Source organism: Saccharopolyspora shandongensis, assembly GCF_900106995.1.
GTDB classification, from domain to species: Bacteria; Actinomycetota; Actinomycetes; order Mycobacteriales; family Pseudonocardiaceae; genus Saccharopolyspora; species Saccharopolyspora shandongensis.
The window spans coordinates 1-15,601 of the sequence record NZ_FNOK01000038.1 but is presented as its reverse complement, the minus strand read 5'-3'; the positions used below and the strand labels follow the sequence as shown (position 1 = coordinate 15,601).

The following is a 15,601-nucleotide window of genomic DNA, read 5'->3' as shown; positions in this document are numbered from 1 at the left end:
TCATCTCGACTTCCGCCAGCTCGTGGCTGCGCGCTGCGCTGCGGTGGCGTGCAGCCACGCCCGCGCTTTCTGGTCAAGGTCGCGGATGTCGTCCCAGCTGTGATCGACCGGGATCGAAACCACCAGTTGGTGGTTCTCGTGCACTGGTCCGGTGTCACCGCGCAGAACGTCGATAGCGGAGTCCCCACGTCCCCAGCGGAAGGTGAAGCCGCCCAGGTACAGCCATTGACACGGGAGCTTTGCCATTCGCTAACTCGCAGACGGTGACAACGGGCGGATCAGAACTGGACGAGCCAGCCCCTCCGGCAAGAAGCACTCATGAGCCGGTTCCTGGATGCAGAACGGTGCTTGCGGGTGTGTTGGCGCTGGAAGCGCCAGAATCGCCCGAAGCGTCCACAGTGGCGGGGCGTGGTACTGGTAAGCCACGGCCTGCGGGTTGAACACCCCAGTGCTGTCCGGCGTGGGCACGCGGTACGCGGTGGCCTGGTTCTGGCTGCGGAGGATGAAGACATCTGCGCAGTCCTGCGGGTGCTGGAACATCGCGGCCATGAGCTGAGGGGCGTGCTCCGGACCCCAGCGGATCAGGGTCCAACCCCGCAAGCGCAACTCGGTGAGCAGCTCCTTCAGCTCAAGCGACAACGGCTCGTTCATCGCAGCCCCCAAGGCACAGGCCACTTCCGCAGGTCCACCCGTTTCCTCTGCTTCCGCATGGCGGCCCACTCGCGCCGGTACTGACGCCTTTCCAGCAAGCGTTTCCACATCGCGTCTCCCGATCTCTGGAAAGACAACCCCGCCTACTGGTCAAGGGAGAGGTGTCTTTCTGTAGTCTTCGGATCACGAGGAGTGACTCGGAAGCTTCTGGGGGTCTACAGGTGTCTTCTGCCGGTGATGAGGTCGGTGCCGAACTTCGGTCCGCGCGGGTTGACGCAGGGATCAGCCTTTCGCAGATGGCGCGGCTCACGAACTACTCCAAGCCCTACCTCGGGCTGATCGAGACTGGTCGGCGGCCGATCACGGTCGATATCGTGGTGGCGTACGAACGCGAACTCGGCCCGTTGGGAGACGACATGCTGCGTCGCCGGGACATCACGCACCCCCGCACCATGAAGGCTGACCGACCGACACTCACCGAGCTGGCCCGTTCGATCGACAGCGGAGACCCCGGAGTGTTGGCGACCGCGCCGTCCAGCCGCGCCGTCGACTTCTTCCTCGCGTCGAAGCTGGGTGAGTCGGGGGCGAACCACCTGCGGGAGTGGGTCCGAACCGGGAAGACGTCGACGCTGCGGGCGAACGCTCTCGCGGTGCTTTCGAAGATGTCGATGCGCGAGGACATCGAGCTCATCGTGGAGTGCTTGGAGACGGACGAGAAGGTCAGGTTCCTGTCCTTGGCGTCCGAGGTGTCCAAGCTGACGCAACACGACTGGGAGACCGCCAAGGCGGTTGCGAAAGACCCGACCACCGCGCCGAATCCCCGGAAGCTGGCAAAGGCCCTGACGAAGGAAACCCTCCTGGACTCCGACGCCGAGTCCCGGTGGTGCGGGGCATACCTGCTCCGGGGACTCGTCCCCGTACTGGGAAGGTAGACCTGGCCCGCGCGTCGGCGAGCTGATCAGCCGAGGGTGCGTTAGTGCTGCAGGGTGTACCTACGTCGGTCGGAAGGTGACGGGATGAGCATTAGGGCAGGTTGGGCAGTTGTCGGTCTCGACGGCTCGTACCAGGGGCTGAACGCGACCCTGGGCACCCCGGAGGACGTCGCGGGGTTCGTCGAGCAACTCTCCGATCCCCAAGCGGACTCGGCCCGGCTGGTGCACAACGGTCGGCCGCTGTGGGACGCGGAAACGAACTTTCCCGATCACGGTGTGTTCGCTGCCGTCGTCGACGGATTCGGGTACCTCAGCTACCAAGACGCCACTCGTGACAAGGCCTACCCCGAGGGAGATCCTACATCGGAGGGCTGCGAGTTCGACGACGACGACTTTCCGCCCGGATCGGGTCTGCCGGTCGAGAAGTTCACCAAGACTCTCGTCGAGTTCCTGCACACCGCCGACCGGCCCGCTTCGGTGACATGGCGCGACCTCTACCCGGAGACGCCGGCTGAGTAACCGAGTCGAGGTTGCCTCGTAGGGGCTCTAGAGGTTGCAGCGGGCGCCCCGGATTGGGATCGGGTCGCTGGTGTAGATGTGCTTTCCTGCCTCCGTCGCCCTCACTTGGAAGCAGTACCTTCGGGTCGGGTCCACCGGTACCACCTTGGTGCGGTCCCGGTTGGCGACCAGGACCATCGTGTCGATGCGCTCGCCCGCCACCACCACCGCGAAGTCGAGGTCGCCGTCCGCTCGCCAGGTCAGCTGGACCTGGTCGCCCCGGTCCTCCGGTGGGGCCACTTCGAGGTTCACGTCCGGCTTCGGGTCGGCCGGCTGCTGCGGCGGGGGAGCGGCGACCGCGGTGGGCGCGGATTCGGCCTGCTCCACCGGTTCGCCCGACCCGATGAACAGCGGCACGGCCGTCAGGCCCAGGACGACCACGCCGGCGCCGATCAGGATGCCGGTGCGCCGCCGGTTGTGCGGGCGCTTGCCGGGTTTCGACTCGCCGCCGAAGGTGTGGACGAGGGTTCGGCCCGGTGTCACCGGTTCGGCCGCAGGCGGAGCGTGTCCGGCGGCCAATGGTGGGACGTGTCCGGAGACCGGCGGTGGAGCGTGTCCGGCGGCCACCGGTGGGGCGTGTCCGGCGGTTGGCGGCTGGTGCTGCGCGACCTCGGCGAAATCGTCGAACTCGGCGGCGGGCTCGTCTTCCTCGTCGTCGGCCTCGCCGGAGTCGTTGCCGGGCTCGATCGCGCCGCTGCCCGTCGCTCGCTGGATCCTGGCGAACAACGTCATCAGCATCGCGGCGTCCTGCGGCCGGTCCGCCGGGTCCTTGGCCAGCAGGCGACCGACCACATCGGACAGTTCGGCCGGCACCCCGGAGGCCCGGATCGGCGGCACCGGTTCCCGCAGCACCTGGAGGATCCGCTCGCCGGGCTGCTGTCCGGTGCGGTGCGGGAACGGCGGCGCGCCCGTCAGCGCGGTGTGCAGGATCGCACCCAGCCCGTACAGGTCGGATGCCGCGGAAATGGTGTCCTCGCGCAGCGTTTCGGGGGCCGTGTAGGCCACCGCGTGCATCGGGTCGCGCGGAAAACGGCGGCGCAGCGCCAATCCGAAGTCGGCGAGGACGAATTCGCCGGACCGGCGGTACAGCACGTTGTGCGGCGTCACACCGCCGTGCAGGATGTCCGCCCGGTGCGCCGCGGCGAGCGCGGTGGCGATCGCCGACCCGATGGCGAGCACGTCGCGCAGCGACAGCGCGACGCCGGAGTCGAACAACCCGGCCACCGAGCCCCGGCACAGCTCCATCCGCACGCCGGAGCGCCCGTCGCGGTGCTTGATCACGGCGTCGACGGGCAGGATCGGCCGCACCTCCCGCAGTGCGTCGAGCGCCTTGCGCTCGCGGTCCAGCCACGCCGTGGTGTCGGCGTCGAAACCGTCGGCGAACATCTTGATCGCGACCGCGCGGCCATCATCGACCAGCCGGCCCGCGTAGACCTTGGCGGTCGGACCTTCGGCGAGCAGCCTCAGGTCGCCCACCGCGCCGCTGCTCTCGATGCTCATGCGCCCATTCTCCAGGAGTGCGGCCGGTCTTCGGCGAAAGTCGCGCAACGCGGCAGGTTCCTGCCTTCGCCACCCGCGATCGCCCGCCGCGGTCGAAGCTTTCGAGCATGCAGACTACCGGCCTGGTCAGAGTGACCATCGCCGCTCCGCGGCGGCGAATCGACATGGCGTTGCCCGAGCACGCGGCCGTCGCCGAGCTCCTCCCAGGCCTGCTGGCGCGCGCGGGCGAAGGCCTGGCCGACGACGGCGTCACCGGCGGCGGCTGGCAGCTGCGCAGGGTCGACGGGACGGCGTTCGACCTGGACCGGACGCTCGGCTCGCACCGGGTGCGGGACGGGGAGGTGCTGCACCTGGCGCCGCGCCGGATCAGCTGGCCGGAGCTGGAGTACGACGACCTGGTGGACGCGATCGCCACCGGCTCCGGACACACCGGCAGGGCGTGGGGGCCGCGGCACACCCGGGTGGCGGGACTGGCGGCCGGTGCAGCGGCAGTGCTGCTCGGCCTGGTCGCCGTGTTGCGCGCGGGCCCGCCGTGGACATCGCCCGCGTTGTGGGCGTTGGGCACGGCCGTGTTGCTGCTCGCGGCGGGCGTGGTGTTGGCCCGCGCAGTCGGTGATGCCGATGCCGGGGCGGTGCTGGCGGGGGTCGCGCTGCCGTTCGCCTTCGCCGGTGGGGGATTGCTGCTGGCCGGGCGGAAGCCGGTGACCGAGCTGTCGGCGGGCCACCTGATGCTCGCCGGTGCGTTGCTGCTGCTGGCGGGCCTGGTGGGTTACCTCGGCGTGACCGCGGCCCAGTCCCTGTTCGCGGGGGCGGTCACCGTCGGCCTGCTCGGAGTGCTCGCCGGCTGGCTGGCCACGATCGACGGGTTGGCGGGCTACCAAGTCGCGGCCGTGGTCGGGGGCGGGCTGCTGGCACTGTCCACAGTGTTCGCTCCCCTGGCGTTGCGGCTCGGCAGGGTGCCGATGCCGGTGTTGCCGCGATCGACGGCGGATCTGGTGCGCGACGACCCGCCGCCGCCCCTCGAACTGGTCCACGCCGCGGTGGCCAGGGCGGACGGGGTGCTCACCGGGATGCTGACCGGGGCGTCGGTCGTGGTGATGTGCTGCCTGGTGGTGCTGGTCGGCCGCGCCGATGCGAGCTCGGTGGTGATGACCGCGGTGCTCGCCGTCGGATTCCTGCTGCGCGCGCGGCTCTACCCGATCCTGCGGCAACGGGTGCCGTTGCTGGTCACCGGGATGTTCGGCGTCGGCTGCCTGGTTGTCGGCCCGGGCATGACGGCGGCGGGGCTGGTGTTCGCCGGGCCGCTGCTGCTGGTCGTGGCCGCCGCGGTGATCGCGGCCGGCATCCTGCTCAGCACCCGCGCCGCGAACCCCTACCTGGGCCGGTTCGCCGAGTACTCCGAGATCCTGGTGATGGTCGCGATCGTCCCGGTGGTGTGCGCCGTGCTCGGCCTGTACGGCTACGTCCGCGGGCTGGGGGGCTGAGCGCATGGCGTCGAAGCGAGACCAGCTGCAGGCGTACCAGTTCCTCGTCCAGCGGGCGATTTCCGCCCTGGTCACCAGGGAAACCGATCCGGAGCAGCCGCCGTTCCGCAGGCCGACGGGCGCGGTGCTCGCGAGCATCGCGCTGGCCATCGTGTCGCTGGCCTGCGTCGGCGTGTACGGGATGATCGTGCCGGGCGGCAACAACGCCTGGCGCAAGGACGCCGCGGTGATCGTGGAGAAGGAGACCGGCACCCGGTACGTCTACCTGAACGACCGGCTGTACCCGGTCGCCAACTACGCGTCCGCGCTGCTGCTCCTCGGCGATCACCGCGCCACGCAGCAGGTTTCCCGGAATTCCCTCGCCGACGTGCCCCGTGGGCCCCGCATCGGCATCCCGGGCGCGCCCGACGCGCTGCCGGGCCCGGACCGGCTGCTGACCGGCTCCTGGTCGCTGTGCTCGGTGCCGGCCAGCGACGTGGCGGGCAGCAGGATCGAGGAGTCGGTGCTGCTGGCCGGTGCCGAACCGGGCGGTGGCGCCGGGCTGGGCGACCAGGCGTTGCTGGTGGAGCTCGCGCCAACGGGGGAGCGCTACCTGATCTGGCGCGGCCGGCGGCACCAGATCAACGCTTACGACGCGGTCGTCGGCACCGGTCTCGCGCTGACTTCCGATCCGTGGGCGAGAGTGGGGCAGGCGTGGCTGGACGTGCTGCCCGAAGGCGCCCCGATCGAGCCGCTCGCGGTGGCGCAGGCCGGTGAGCCGTCCGCGGCGGTGCCGGGGCGAAGCGACATCCGGATCGGGATGCTGCTGGTGGTGCAGACCTCGGGCGGCGGGCAGCAGTACTACCTGGCGGAGCGGGACGCGCTGCGCCCGATCACCCAGCTGCAGCACGACATCCAGCTCGCGGACGCGCAGACGATGCTCGCCGCCTATCCCGGCGGGGAGCCGAAGGCGGTTCAGCTGGCGCCGTCACTGGCGGCCACGGCGCGGCGGCTCGATCCGGTCGTGGCGGCCGCGGGCTCGGCGCCCGCCACGCGACCGGCGGTCGCTCGGCTGCGGGACCGGGAAGCCACGGTGTGCGCCACCTTCGGCCAGGGCGGGGTGCCCCTGCTGGTGGTCGATCCGGTGCTGCCGCCGGCTGATCCGATGACGGCGACCACGCGCCGGAGCCCGAACGGAACGCCGCTGGCCGACCGGGTGCACGTGCCGCCGGGGTGGGCCGCGGTGGTCGAGGCGATGCCGTCGGAGCAGGCCCCGGCGGGCACGCTGACCGTGGTCACGGACATGGGACGCCGCTACCCGCTGGCGACACCGGAGGTGCTGCGGATGCTCGGCTACGCCTCGGCCCGCCCGGTGCGGCTACCCGCGGGCCTGGTGGCCCGCCTGCCGGAAGGCCCCGCCCTGGACCCCAACGCCGCCATGCGACAGGCCCCGGCCGGATGACACCCGAGCCGGGAAGCGTCCGGTCAGCGGCAACGCTGGCCGGACTGCGGACGTAACGGCCGTGAGCCCGTCGGGGTGCTCTGGATGTGCTGGCGCGGGGGTGCTGTACGGGCGCTCGTGTCGATGGAGTGGCGAAGCCGCTTGTGGCCGTGGGTTCGGATGGCGTTTTCGCGCGAAAACGGCGCCCGGTAGGCGTGGCGAACGCCGTTTTCGCGCGAAAACGGCGCAGAACGATCCCAGTTTCGAGGAAAAGCGCTGGCGGCGGGCCTTATAGTGTCGGCGGCATGGCTTGGCCCGGACCGGGAGGAGCCCCGGTGCGCAACTGAGTGGAGACGCTCGTCGACGGCTCTGGCTCATCCAGGCGGCGGGCCTGCCGGTCGCGCTCGATCTCCTGACCCACTCCCGTTCCCGACGCGGCGGTTCCGCAACGCGTGCTGCGTTGCGGTGTTCTCGCGCCCAACGGCGCGCCCTCATCCATGATGAACCTGACCGGGGTGGGGGGATTCTCCATCTGGGTGGTCCTGTACGCGCGCGAGCACCTCGGTCTGTTCGCAATTGGTTTCGGCCTCTTCATCGCCGCCGGCGCCTTCGGTGGCATCGCGGGTTCGAGGGCCTACGGATTCCTGGAACGGTGGCTCGGCATGGTCTTCATCCTGCGCGCGGGCCTGATCGTGGAGGCGCTCACCTATGCCGCGCTCGCCCTGGTCACCAACCCTTGGGCCGCCGCAGCGGTGATGGCGTTCTTCGGCGTGCACGCCGTCGTGTGGGGCACGGCCGCGACCACCGCGCGGCAGCGGCTCGCCCCGCCGCACCTGCTCGGCAGGGTCACCAGTGCTTACCGGCTCGCCGACCTCGGCGGGGCAGCACTGGGCGCCCTTGCCGGTGGCCTCCTGGCGCGGACCTTCGGCCTGCTCATGCGGTTCTAGGTCGCTGCCACGGCCGTGGCGCTGCTTTCGATGCCGACGTGGTCCGCGCTGCGGCACACGGCTCGCCACTTCGACGGATCCGGCTCACGCCCGTGATCCACCGGGGTGTCGTCTCGGATGGGCGCCGGGCAAGCTCGTCCCAACGCCGCCTGGCGCCCGGGACTGGCGGCGATTTCGCGCGAAATCGCCGACCAACCCTCACGGGGAGCGGCGATTTCGCGCGAAGTCGACCTCCTGCGCTCCAGGCGACGACTCACATGTGCCCGCGCGACAAGAACGGTCGCCGTGTTCCGTTGGTTACGAGGTCTGGTGCGTGTTGGGGATCTCCACCGGTGGGACGGTCATCTGCGCCTGGTGGGTGGATTCACCTGCCACAGATCGTCGTCGGGCAGCCGGGCCGGGCCTGCTTCGCGGGTGCGTTGGCCGCTCGTCCGGTGGAAGGCGGCGTCGCCGCCGGAGCGGCCGCGCAGGCTCTCCGGCACACCGTCGGTTCCGGTCGGCTTGCGCTTGGTCTCGGTACGACCGGCGGACTGCTCGGCGGAGCCCGGCCGCAGCGTGCCCGCCGCGCCCTGGCCTGCGGACGGCGGGAGCATCGGCGGCGGCATCGCGCCCGCGACCGGTTTCGTCCCAGCCGCGGCGGCGGTTCCCGGTTTCACCTCGGCGGCCAGGCTGGGCGCCCGCTTGCCCGCTACCGGCTTCGCCAGCGGCATCATGCCCGCGCCGCCCGCCGCGCCCGCCCAGCCGAGCCCGCCCGACGGCACCGGCGGGCCGGACACCGATGGCAGCCCGGCACCGAGGTGCGCGTTCGGGACCGGGCCGGTCACGGGCGTCGCCCCGGCCAGCGACGGCCCGGTCGCGCCGGAGACGTCCGGTGCGGTCGCGCCGTCGGTCATCGACGACGCCAGGTTCTGCAGTTCTGACAGGACGTCCATCCCGGCGTTCGCCGCCTTGAGGAACTCGCCCGGGGAGCCTTCGACAACGGGGAGGCCGCCCTTCGGCGCGGGCAGCACGTCGCCCGGCGACTGGAGCCCGGAGGCCGCGACCACCTTGAGCATCGACATGTCGAACTGCGCGCCCAGGGCCGACATCCGCGCGCCGGCCGCCTGCTGGAACGCCGGGGCCATCCCCATGGTGAGCGGGTTGGACATGGCGAGCATGTAGGACTCGTAGAGGCCGGTCACGGTCCCGAGCGCCTCCGGGATCGCGCCGGCCAGCGTGGTCAGCGTCTCGACCGGCTGGGCCGCGTCGATCCGGTCCGCCCACATGGTCAGCTCGGCCAGCGACCGCTGGACCTTCTCCTCGTGCGCCCGTCCGGCGTCATCCTTCCACTGTGGAGTGAGCTCGCCCGCGCGGGTGTGCAGCTCCACCCTGGCTTCTTCGATCCAGGCGCGGACCTCGGTCCACATCCGCGCCGCGTCGGTGAGGACGGCGACGTTGGCCTGCTCGGCGGTGATCATCGCCATGTGCGCCTCGATGGGCAGCAGGTTGTAGGGGATTGCCATGGTGCCCTCCTCAGGCGGCGCTGGTCGGGGAGGCGGTTCCGGTCTCGTCACCGGGCTTCGCGGCGGGTTGCTGGCCGAACGTCCCGCCCGCCTTCTTCAGCAGGCCGAGACCCTTGTTCGCGAGCTTCAGGGCCGAGGCGGTCAGCGTGAGCGCGCTGGTCACGTCGGCGGCGCTGTAGGTCGCCGCGGCCGCCTTGACCTTCGCGGAGTCGGTCACCAGGTCCTCGGTCACCTTCGTCAGGTACGTGGCCATGGCCGCCGTGGCGGCCTTGTCCAGCACGGACATCGCGATCCCCTCGAACAGGCCGGACAGGTTCGGCGGCGTCCCCAGCCGCGTGAGCGACGGCGGCATCGGGGGAGCGGTGAGCCGGCTGGAGAACGCGCTCATCGCCTCGGTGTTGCCGTTGACCTCTGCTGCGGGCATACGCCCCTCCTCGATGTCCCGCGCGGTGTCGCGCATTTGCGGTTCTGGTCGATCCGGTTCGGCCGCCCGGCATTTCCGCTGGATTGCCACGGGTTTTCGCGCATCGCCCGCCCCCTGTTCAGCGAAGCACGGCGGCCGGTCGCGGTGGGGGCCGCGACAGCAACCGGCCATCCGGCTACGCGCCCGGCGGCAGCCAGGCGATCTGGACCTGGTCCTTCTGCCCGCGGCGGTCGACCAGCCAGCCGCGGCCCGGCGGCAGCACCTGGGCGCGCATGCCGCCCAGCAGCGGGCCCTCGTCCCGGTCGCCGGACATCATCAGGCCGGGCGTGCCGACTTCCCGCAGCCGGGCCAGGAACGGCTCGAACAGCCCGCGCCCGGCCCCGCCGGAGCGGCGCGCAAGCACGACGTGCAGGCCGATGTCGGTGCCCTGCGCCGCCAGCGGCAGCAGCGACATCAGCGGGTGTTCCTGGTGCGTGGCCACCATGTCGTAGTCGTCGACGAGCACGAAGATCTCCGGTCCCTGCCACCAGTTCCGGGCGCGCAGCTGCTCCGGCGTGATGTCCTGCCCCGGCAGCCGCTTGGTCAGCTCGGCGGCCACCTCCGCCAGCAGGCCGCGGCTGTGCGCGTCGTTGGTGCCGGTGCCGAGCAGGTGCTCGTCGCCGATCTCGCCGAGCAGCCCGCGGCGGTGGTCGACGAGCACGATCCGCGCCTCGCTCGGCGAGTACGCCTGGCAGATCCGCCGGGCCAGCACCCGCAGGAACGAGGTCTTGCCGGATTCGGTGTCGGCCAGCAGGAAGAAGTGCGGGTCGGCGGTGAAGTCCAGCCGCATCGGGGAGAGGTCGCGCTCGTGGATGCCGACCGCGAGCCCCGCCGCGTCCCCGGTGAGCTCATCTGTCGCGGGCAACTCGGTGTAGGGCAGCACGCCCGGCAGCAGCCGCACCGGCGGCGCGGGCTCGCCCGGCCAGGCCGCGCCGACCGCCTCGACCAGCGCGCCGATGCCGCCGGCCAGATCGCCGGCGCTGCTCGCCCCGTCGATCCTGGGCAGCGCCACCAGCATCTGGTGCCCGCTCATCGCGAGGCCCCGTCCGGGCGAGTCGGCGGGCACGCTCATCGCGGCGCGCCGGTCGACGATCGAGTCGATCGGGTCGCCGATCTTCAGCTCAAGCCTGCTGGCGAACAGGTCCCGGACGTTCATCCGCAGCTCGAAGGAGCGGGCGCAGGACGCCACCACGTGCACGCCGTAGGACAGGCCGCGGGCGGCGATGTCGCCGACGACCTCCTCCAGGTCGCTGAAGTCGTTGCGCAGCGTCTGCCAGCCGTCGATCACCAGGAAGACGTCGCCGTGCGGGCGGTCGGCGAACCGGCCCTCGGCGCGCAGCCTGCGGTAGGTGGCGATGCCGTCGATCTGGTGCTCGGCGAACATCCGCTCGCGCTGGGCGAGCAGCGTCGCCACCTCGGCGACGGTGCGCCGGACCGCGCCGGTGTCCAGGCGTCCCGACACGCCACCGACGTGTGGCAGGCCGACGATCGAGCCGAGCGTGCCGCCACCGAAATCCAGGCAGTAGAACTGGACTTCGCGCGGGGTGTGGGTGAGTGCGAGGCTGGTGATCAGGGTGCGCAGTGCGGTGCTCTTGCCGGTCTGCGGGGCCCCGAGCACCAGCAGGTGCCCGGCGGCGCCGGACAGGTCGAGCTCCAGCGGGTCGCGCCGCTGCTCCAGCGGCCGGTCGACGATGCCGAGCACCGGGCGGAGCGTGCCCGCCGGGGCGGCGGTCAACCCGCGCACCGGATCGGCGGTCAGCGGCGGCAGCACGGCGTCCAGCGACGGCGAGTCGGACAGCGGCGGCAGCCACACCTGGTGCGCCGGCGTGCCCCGGCCCTGCAGCCGGTCCACCATGACGTCCAGCAGCGTTTCGCCGACGGCGGTCTCCTCGTCGGCCTCCGGCTCCTCCGGCACATCGTCGAGAGTGGGCTCCGGGGCGAGGTACGTGGTCGTGTACTCGTGCAGCGCCAGCCGTTCGCCGAAGGCGGCGGCCACGCCTGTTCCCGCTGTGCTCTGGTAGACGCCGGAGACGTAGGCGGAGCGGAACCGGTCCATCGGCTCGGTGCCGACCTTGAGGAATCCGTGCCCGGGGGCCCGCGGCAACCGGAAGGCGTCCGGCACGCCGAGCACCGCCCGGCTCTCCATCTCGGAGAAGGTGCGCAGCCCGATCCGGTAGGACAGGTGGGTTTCCAGGCCGCGCAACCGGCCCTCGTCCAGCCGCTGCGAGGCGAGCAGGAGGTGCACGCCGAGCGAGCGGCCGACCCGTCCTATTTGGACGAACAGGTCGATGAACTCCGGTTTGGCGGACAGCAGTTCGGAGAACTCGTCGCAGATGACCAGCAGCGTCGGCACCTCGGGCAGCGGGGCTCCGGCGGCGCGGGCCTTCTCGTAGTCGCGCAGGGAAGCGAAGTCGCCCGCCGCGCGCAACAGCTCCTGGCGGCGGATCAGCTCGCCGTTGATCGCGTCGGTCATCCGGTCGACCAGGTGCAGTTCGTCGGCGAGGTTGGTGATCACCGCGCTGGTGTGCGGCAACGCGTCCAGCCGGGTGAAGGTGGCGCCGCCCTTGAAGTCGACCAGCGCGAAGTTCAGCGAGTTCGGCGGGTGGGTGACCGCCAGCGCCAGCACGAGGGTGCGCAGCAGCTCCGACTTGCCGGAGCCGGTCGCGCCGACCAGCAGGCCGTGCGGGCCCATGCCGTCCTGGGCCGACTCCTTCAGGTCGATCTCGATCGGAACGCCGTCGGCCCGGATGCCGAACTTCACCCGCAGCCGGTCCCGGTTCGGCCGCGGCGCCCAGGTCTCGGCCGGGTCGAGCTCGTACGGGTCGCCCAGCTCCAGCAGGTCGGCCAGGCCCAGCTCGTTGGTCATCGGCTCACCGCCGCGCACGCCGGCGGTCAGCCGCAGCGGGGCCAGCTGCCGGGCCAGGCCCTCGGCCGCGGCGGCGCCGAGCGAGTCCGCCCGGCCGACCAGGGCGGCGCCGTCCATCGTCTCGCTGCCCAGCTCGCCGTCGGCGGCCACGTCCAGCACCACCGCGCTCCGGTCCAGCGCCCGCGGCGGCGCGGTGGTCAGGTCCACCACGGTCACGCCTTCCACGCCGCCGCCGGTCATCAGGTGATCGGAACCGGCGACGGAGCCGCCGTCGAGCACCACCACCAGGTGCGGGCCCGGAATGCCCGCCCCGGCCTCCGGGTCGAAGCGCGGCCGCTTGGCGAGCTCCTCCTCCAGCATCGATTCCAGCGCCGGAATCTCCTGGGCCACCAAGCGGACCGGCCCGACCGCGTCGGTGTGCTCCGGGTGCAGCGCGTGCGGCAGCCACTTGATCCAGTCCCAGTCCGGGCGGCGGTCCTCGCCCACGCACACCGCGATCCGCAGGTCGTCCGGCGAGTGCGAGGTGGCCAGCTGCGCGAGCATCGCGCGCAGCGCGCCCAGCGCCGCAGCGCGGTCGCCGCGCAGGTAGATCCGGCTGAAACCGTTGACCGCGATCGCGACCGGCAACCGGTCCACTGTGGAGTAGGTGGTGAGGAACCTGCGCAGCGCCAGCGCGGACAGCGGTTCGAGTTCCTCCAGCGGTTTGGTGTCGGGCGCGACCAGCGTGACGGTCGGGCGTTGCGCGCCGCTGCCGATCCGGGCGACGCCGAAATCCGGGTCGTCCTTGCGCCGCTCCCACAACCGGTAGCTCGCCGCCACCGACCACAGCGAGGCGGGATCCGGGTGCAGGTACTCCATCGCCGCGCGCTGCCCGCGCACCGACCGCCGGAACCGCTGCCGGTGCTGGGCGAGGTGCCGCAGGTACTTGCGCCGGGCGTGGCCCATCTCGCGCTTGCTCGGGCCGCCGCTCTGCAGGAAGCCCATGACGACCATGCCGAGCATCGCCACGCCCATCAGCCCGTACATGACGAAGCGGATGGAACCGCCCATCGATCCGGAGAACATCAGCATCATGCCCGCCGTCATCGCCACCATGGGCAGGACCATGAACACCTGCGTCCACTGCCGGGCGGGCGGCGGCGGGATCTCCGGCGGAGCCTGCAGCACCAGCTCACCGGCGGGCATCTCCGGCGCCGGTCTGCGGGCCGGCCTCTTCACCACGACTGTCGCCATGCCCGAGATGGTTCGCGATCGGCGGCGGTGGGCGCGGGCGATGGCAGGAACGTGCCGCGCCGGGGCGCGACCCCGGTTCCGCGCTCTAGCTTCGGCATCGGAACCGCACGCCGAGCAGAGGAGGGGTGGATGGTTTCCAACCAGGCCCACATCGATTACGGGGCGATGCAGCACCTGGTCTCCCTGACCGAGAGCAGCCAGCGCGACCAGAACGGCGCGAGCGTGGCCCACAGCCAGCGCAACAGCGAGACGGTCCAGGGTGGACTGCTGGGGTCGCCGCAGGTCGCGGCGTTCTCGGTCGGCCAGAACCGCGACGACCAGTGGCGGAAAGTCGCGGACCACAACCAGCTCCTGGTCGACAACAACAACCAGTTGCTCTCCACGTACCAGGGCGGCCAGGACGCCGCCCAGAGCGTGCTCGCCGCGCCGGACTACGGCACCGCGAGCGTCATCAACCCGACCTGAAGGGAGTAGCGAATGTCGACCGGCGGCGAATTCAAGATCGTCTTCGACATGATGGGCACGGCGATGTCCGATGCCCAGAAGACGGCGGCCCAGATCGGAGACTACTTCGACGGGCAGGTCCAGCAAGCGATGAACATCAACCACTTCGACGAGGCCCACCAGCAGATGTCGCAGTCCTACCAGCTGCGCCAGAAGGAAACCGGGTACTGGCAGGAGGGGCTGAACTCGGAGGGCAATGCCTACGGCAACGTCGGCGACATCGGCAACCAGACCCTGCGGCAAGCCATCAACATCGTCACCAACATCTAGCAGACATTTCGTCATCACCGGATGCCCGGCGCGACACCGCGCCGGGCATCCGGTGTTCGCGGCGGGAAGCGCCGCGTCCCAATTTCCCTGCGCATTAACAGTTTTCGGGACTCTGCGGTTTTAGCCCGTTCAGAGGCGTGCCGCGAACGGCCCCGCCGCTACTCTCATCGCATTCACGGCAGTGAAGTCTTGTCTGTTCGCTTTCAATGAAGGGCGTTCGCCATGTTCGCTGCTCTTTCTGCTGCCGCTTTGACGGCTTTGACCATGCTCTCCCCGGCGGGCTACCACGACGACGTTCCGCCGCCGACCGGCAAGATCACCATCGATGTCGCGACGGTGAACGGATCGGGCTGCCCGGCGGGAACCGCCGCGGTCGCGGTGTCCCCGGACAACACCTCGTTCACCGTGAGCTACAGCGATTACCTGGCCAAGGTGGGCCCGGACGCGGATCCCACCGCATTCCGCAAGAACTGCCAGCTCAACCTGATCGTCAGCATCCCGCAGGGATTCACCTACGGCATCGCCAGCGCCGACTACCGCGGTTTCGCCCACCTCGAACCGGGCGCGACCGGATTGGAGAAGGCGAGCTACTACTTCCAGGGAATGTCGGAAACGGGCCGCTTCCAGACGCCGTTCTCCGGCCCGCTGAGCGACAACTGGCAGGTGACCGACTCCACCGAGATCGGCGCGATCGTCTACAAGCCGTGCGGTGAACAGCGCAATTTCAACATCAACACCGAATTGCGGGTGGACGCCGGCACCTCGGACCCGTCGAAGACGAGCTTCATGTCGATGGACTCCACCGACGGGAACATCGACACGACCTACCAGTTCGAGTGGAAGGAATGCTCGTAGGAGTGGTAGCAGAATGGCTTGCGTGGCGGTGCGGGTGGCGGCCCCCCTGCGGGAGTTACAGCGTCCGCCTGGACTGCGGGAGCCGTGACTTATTGATGGGTAACTCAAATGTGGCGTGGTCGTTGGTTATGGTGTGAAGGTGACGGTGGTTGATGTCAAGCGGCTTTCGCCTGCCTCGCAAGAGGATTTGCGGCGGCGGGTGGTCGCGGCGGTCGAGTCCGGGCGGACGCAGGCGGAGGTCGCGGAGACCTTCGGTGTGGGGCTGCGGTCGGTGTCGCGTCGGGTGAATGCGTTTCACCGTGCCGGAAACCGGGCCTTGGACGCGCGGAAACGTGGCCGGCGTCCCGAGGAGCAGAAGGCGCTGACCGCACGGCAGCAGGCCCGGGTGAAGCGGGCGGTGGTAGGCAAGTTTCCCG

15 protein-coding genes are annotated in these 15,601 nt (G+C 70.8%); 9 read left to right on the top strand and 6 right to left on the bottom strand.

From position 1 onward, the window contains the following. Window positions 1-246: a hypothetical protein gene (locus BLW84_RS46600; protein ID WP_143061159.1), complete on the bottom strand. Its 246-nt coding sequence runs from the start codon at window positions 244-246 to the stop codon at window positions 1-3. A 3-nt stretch (window positions 247-249) separates the two neighbouring features. Next, window positions 250-651: a hypothetical protein gene (locus BLW84_RS30770; RefSeq protein ID WP_093272543.1), complete on the bottom strand. Its 402-nt coding sequence runs from the start codon at window positions 649-651 to the stop codon at window positions 250-252. A 161-nt stretch (window positions 652-812) separates the two neighbouring features. Between BLW84_RS30770 and BLW84_RS30765 the strand changes: the two genes are divergently transcribed. Further along, window positions 813-1,583, top strand: a complete 771-nt coding sequence (locus BLW84_RS30765) for a helix-turn-helix domain-containing protein (RefSeq protein ID WP_342743191.1) — start codon at window positions 813-815, stop codon at window positions 1,581-1,583. 84 nt (window positions 1,584-1,667) lie between these two features. Beyond that, on the top strand, window positions 1,668-2,102 hold the full coding sequence (locus BLW84_RS30760; RefSeq protein WP_093272384.1) for an Imm1 family immunity protein: 435 nt from the start codon (window positions 1,668-1,670) through the stop codon (window positions 2,100-2,102). 27 nt (window positions 2,103-2,129) lie between these two features. On the opposite strand, the gene BLW84_RS30755 is transcribed toward BLW84_RS30760, so the two are convergent. After that, entirely contained in the window at window positions 2,130-3,641 is a 1,512-nt protein-coding gene (locus BLW84_RS30755; RefSeq protein WP_093272383.1) for a serine/threonine protein kinase, read from the bottom strand. Between the two features lie 107 nt (window positions 3,642-3,748). Between BLW84_RS30755 and eccD the strand changes: the two genes are divergently transcribed. The 3 genes from eccD (at window position 3,749) to BLW84_RS30740 (ending at window position 7,492) form a co-directional block, all read left to right on the top strand. Continuing rightward, on the top strand, window positions 3,749-5,125 hold the full coding sequence (gene eccD / locus BLW84_RS30750) for a type VII secretion integral membrane protein EccD (RefSeq protein WP_093272381.1): 1,377 nt from the start codon (window positions 3,749-3,751) through the stop codon (window positions 5,123-5,125). A 4-nt stretch (window positions 5,126-5,129) separates the two neighbouring features. Beyond that, window positions 5,130-6,566, top strand: a complete 1,437-nt coding sequence (eccB, locus tag BLW84_RS30745) for a type VII secretion protein EccB (RefSeq protein ID WP_093272378.1) — start codon at window positions 5,130-5,132, stop codon at window positions 6,564-6,566. 494 nt (window positions 6,567-7,060) lie between these two features. Next, window positions 7,061-7,492, top strand: coding sequence for an MFS transporter (locus tag BLW84_RS30740; RefSeq protein ID WP_177226779.1), 432 nt, complete (start codon window positions 7,061-7,063; stop codon window positions 7,490-7,492). Between the two features lie 341 nt (window positions 7,493-7,833). Here the strand turns inward: BLW84_RS30740 and BLW84_RS30735 are convergent, their stop codons facing one another. The 3 genes from BLW84_RS30735 to eccCa all read right to left on the bottom strand — a co-directional run bounded on the left by BLW84_RS30735 (window position 7,834) and on the right by eccCa (window position 13,556). Next, on the bottom strand, window positions 7,834-8,994 hold the full coding sequence (locus tag BLW84_RS30735) for a hypothetical protein (protein WP_093272372.1): 1,161 nt from the start codon (window positions 8,992-8,994) through the stop codon (window positions 7,834-7,836). 10 nt (window positions 8,995-9,004) lie between these two features. Further along, window positions 9,005-9,418 (bottom strand): hypothetical protein, encoded by a 414-nt coding sequence (locus BLW84_RS30730; protein ID WP_093272540.1) that lies wholly within the window; start codon window positions 9,416-9,418, stop codon window positions 9,005-9,007. Window positions 9,419-9,593: 175 nt separating this feature from the next. Then, a complete protein-coding gene (gene eccCa / locus BLW84_RS30725) occupies window positions 9,594-13,556 on the bottom strand; it encodes a type VII secretion protein EccCa (protein WP_093272370.1) in 3,963 nt (1,320 codons plus the stop codon). Window positions 13,557-13,685: 129 nt separating this feature from the next. On the opposite strand from eccCa, the gene BLW84_RS30720 reads away from it, so the two are divergent. From BLW84_RS30720 to BLW84_RS30705, 4 genes are all read left to right on the top strand, one after another. Then, a complete protein-coding gene (locus BLW84_RS30720; protein WP_093272367.1) occupies window positions 13,686-14,021 on the top strand; it encodes a hypothetical protein in 336 nt (111 codons plus the stop codon). 12 nt (window positions 14,022-14,033) lie between these two features. Next, window positions 14,034-14,330: a hypothetical protein gene (locus tag BLW84_RS30715; RefSeq protein ID WP_093272364.1), complete on the top strand. Its 297-nt coding sequence runs from the start codon at window positions 14,034-14,036 to the stop codon at window positions 14,328-14,330. A 222-nt stretch (window positions 14,331-14,552) separates the two neighbouring features. Continuing rightward, window positions 14,553-15,185 carry a DUF4360 domain-containing protein gene (locus tag BLW84_RS30710; protein ID WP_093272362.1) on the top strand — a complete coding sequence of 211 codons (633 nt, stop codon included), beginning with the start codon at window positions 14,553-14,555 and terminating at the stop codon, window positions 15,183-15,185. 139 nt (window positions 15,186-15,324) lie between these two features. Then, window positions 15,325-15,601, top strand: a 277-nt coding sequence (locus tag BLW84_RS30705) for a helix-turn-helix domain-containing protein (protein WP_177226778.1), incomplete at its 3' end; no start/stop codon positions are given.

Coding starts and splice junctions, on each gene's coding strand:
- eccCa (WP_093272370.1), bottom strand. CDS start 13,556: ATGGCGACAGTCGTGGTGAAGAGGCCGGCCCGCAGACCGGCGCCGGAG.
- BLW84_RS30735 (WP_093272372.1), bottom strand. CDS start 8,994: ATGGCAATCCCCTACAACCTGCTGCCCATCGAGGCGCACATGGCGATG.
- BLW84_RS30715 (WP_093272364.1), top strand. CDS start 14,034: ATGTCGACCGGCGGCGAATTCAAGATCGTCTTCGACATGATGGGCACG.
- eccD (WP_093272381.1), top strand. CDS start 3,749: ATGCAGACTACCGGCCTGGTCAGAGTGACCATCGCCGCTCCGCGGCGG.
- BLW84_RS30770 (WP_093272543.1), bottom strand. CDS start 651: ATGAACGAGCCGTTGTCGCTTGAGCTGAAGGAGCTGCTCACCGAGTTG.
- BLW84_RS30720 (WP_093272367.1), top strand. CDS start 13,686: ATGGTTTCCAACCAGGCCCACATCGATTACGGGGCGATGCAGCACCTG.
- BLW84_RS30755 (WP_093272383.1), bottom strand. CDS start 3,641: ATGAGCATCGAGAGCAGCGGCGCGGTGGGCGACCTGAGGCTGCTCGCC.
- BLW84_RS46600 (WP_143061159.1), bottom strand. CDS start 246: ATGGCAAAGCTCCCGTGTCAATGGCTGTACCTGGGCGGCTTCACCTTC.
- BLW84_RS30760 (WP_093272384.1), top strand. CDS start 1,668: ATGAGCATTAGGGCAGGTTGGGCAGTTGTCGGTCTCGACGGCTCGTAC.
- eccB (WP_093272378.1), top strand. CDS start 5,130: ATGGCGTCGAAGCGAGACCAGCTGCAGGCGTACCAGTTCCTCGTCCAG.
- BLW84_RS30730 (WP_093272540.1), bottom strand. CDS start 9,418: ATGCCCGCAGCAGAGGTCAACGGCAACACCGAGGCGATGAGCGCGTTC.
- BLW84_RS30710 (WP_093272362.1), top strand. CDS start 14,553: ATGTTCGCTGCTCTTTCTGCTGCCGCTTTGACGGCTTTGACCATGCTC.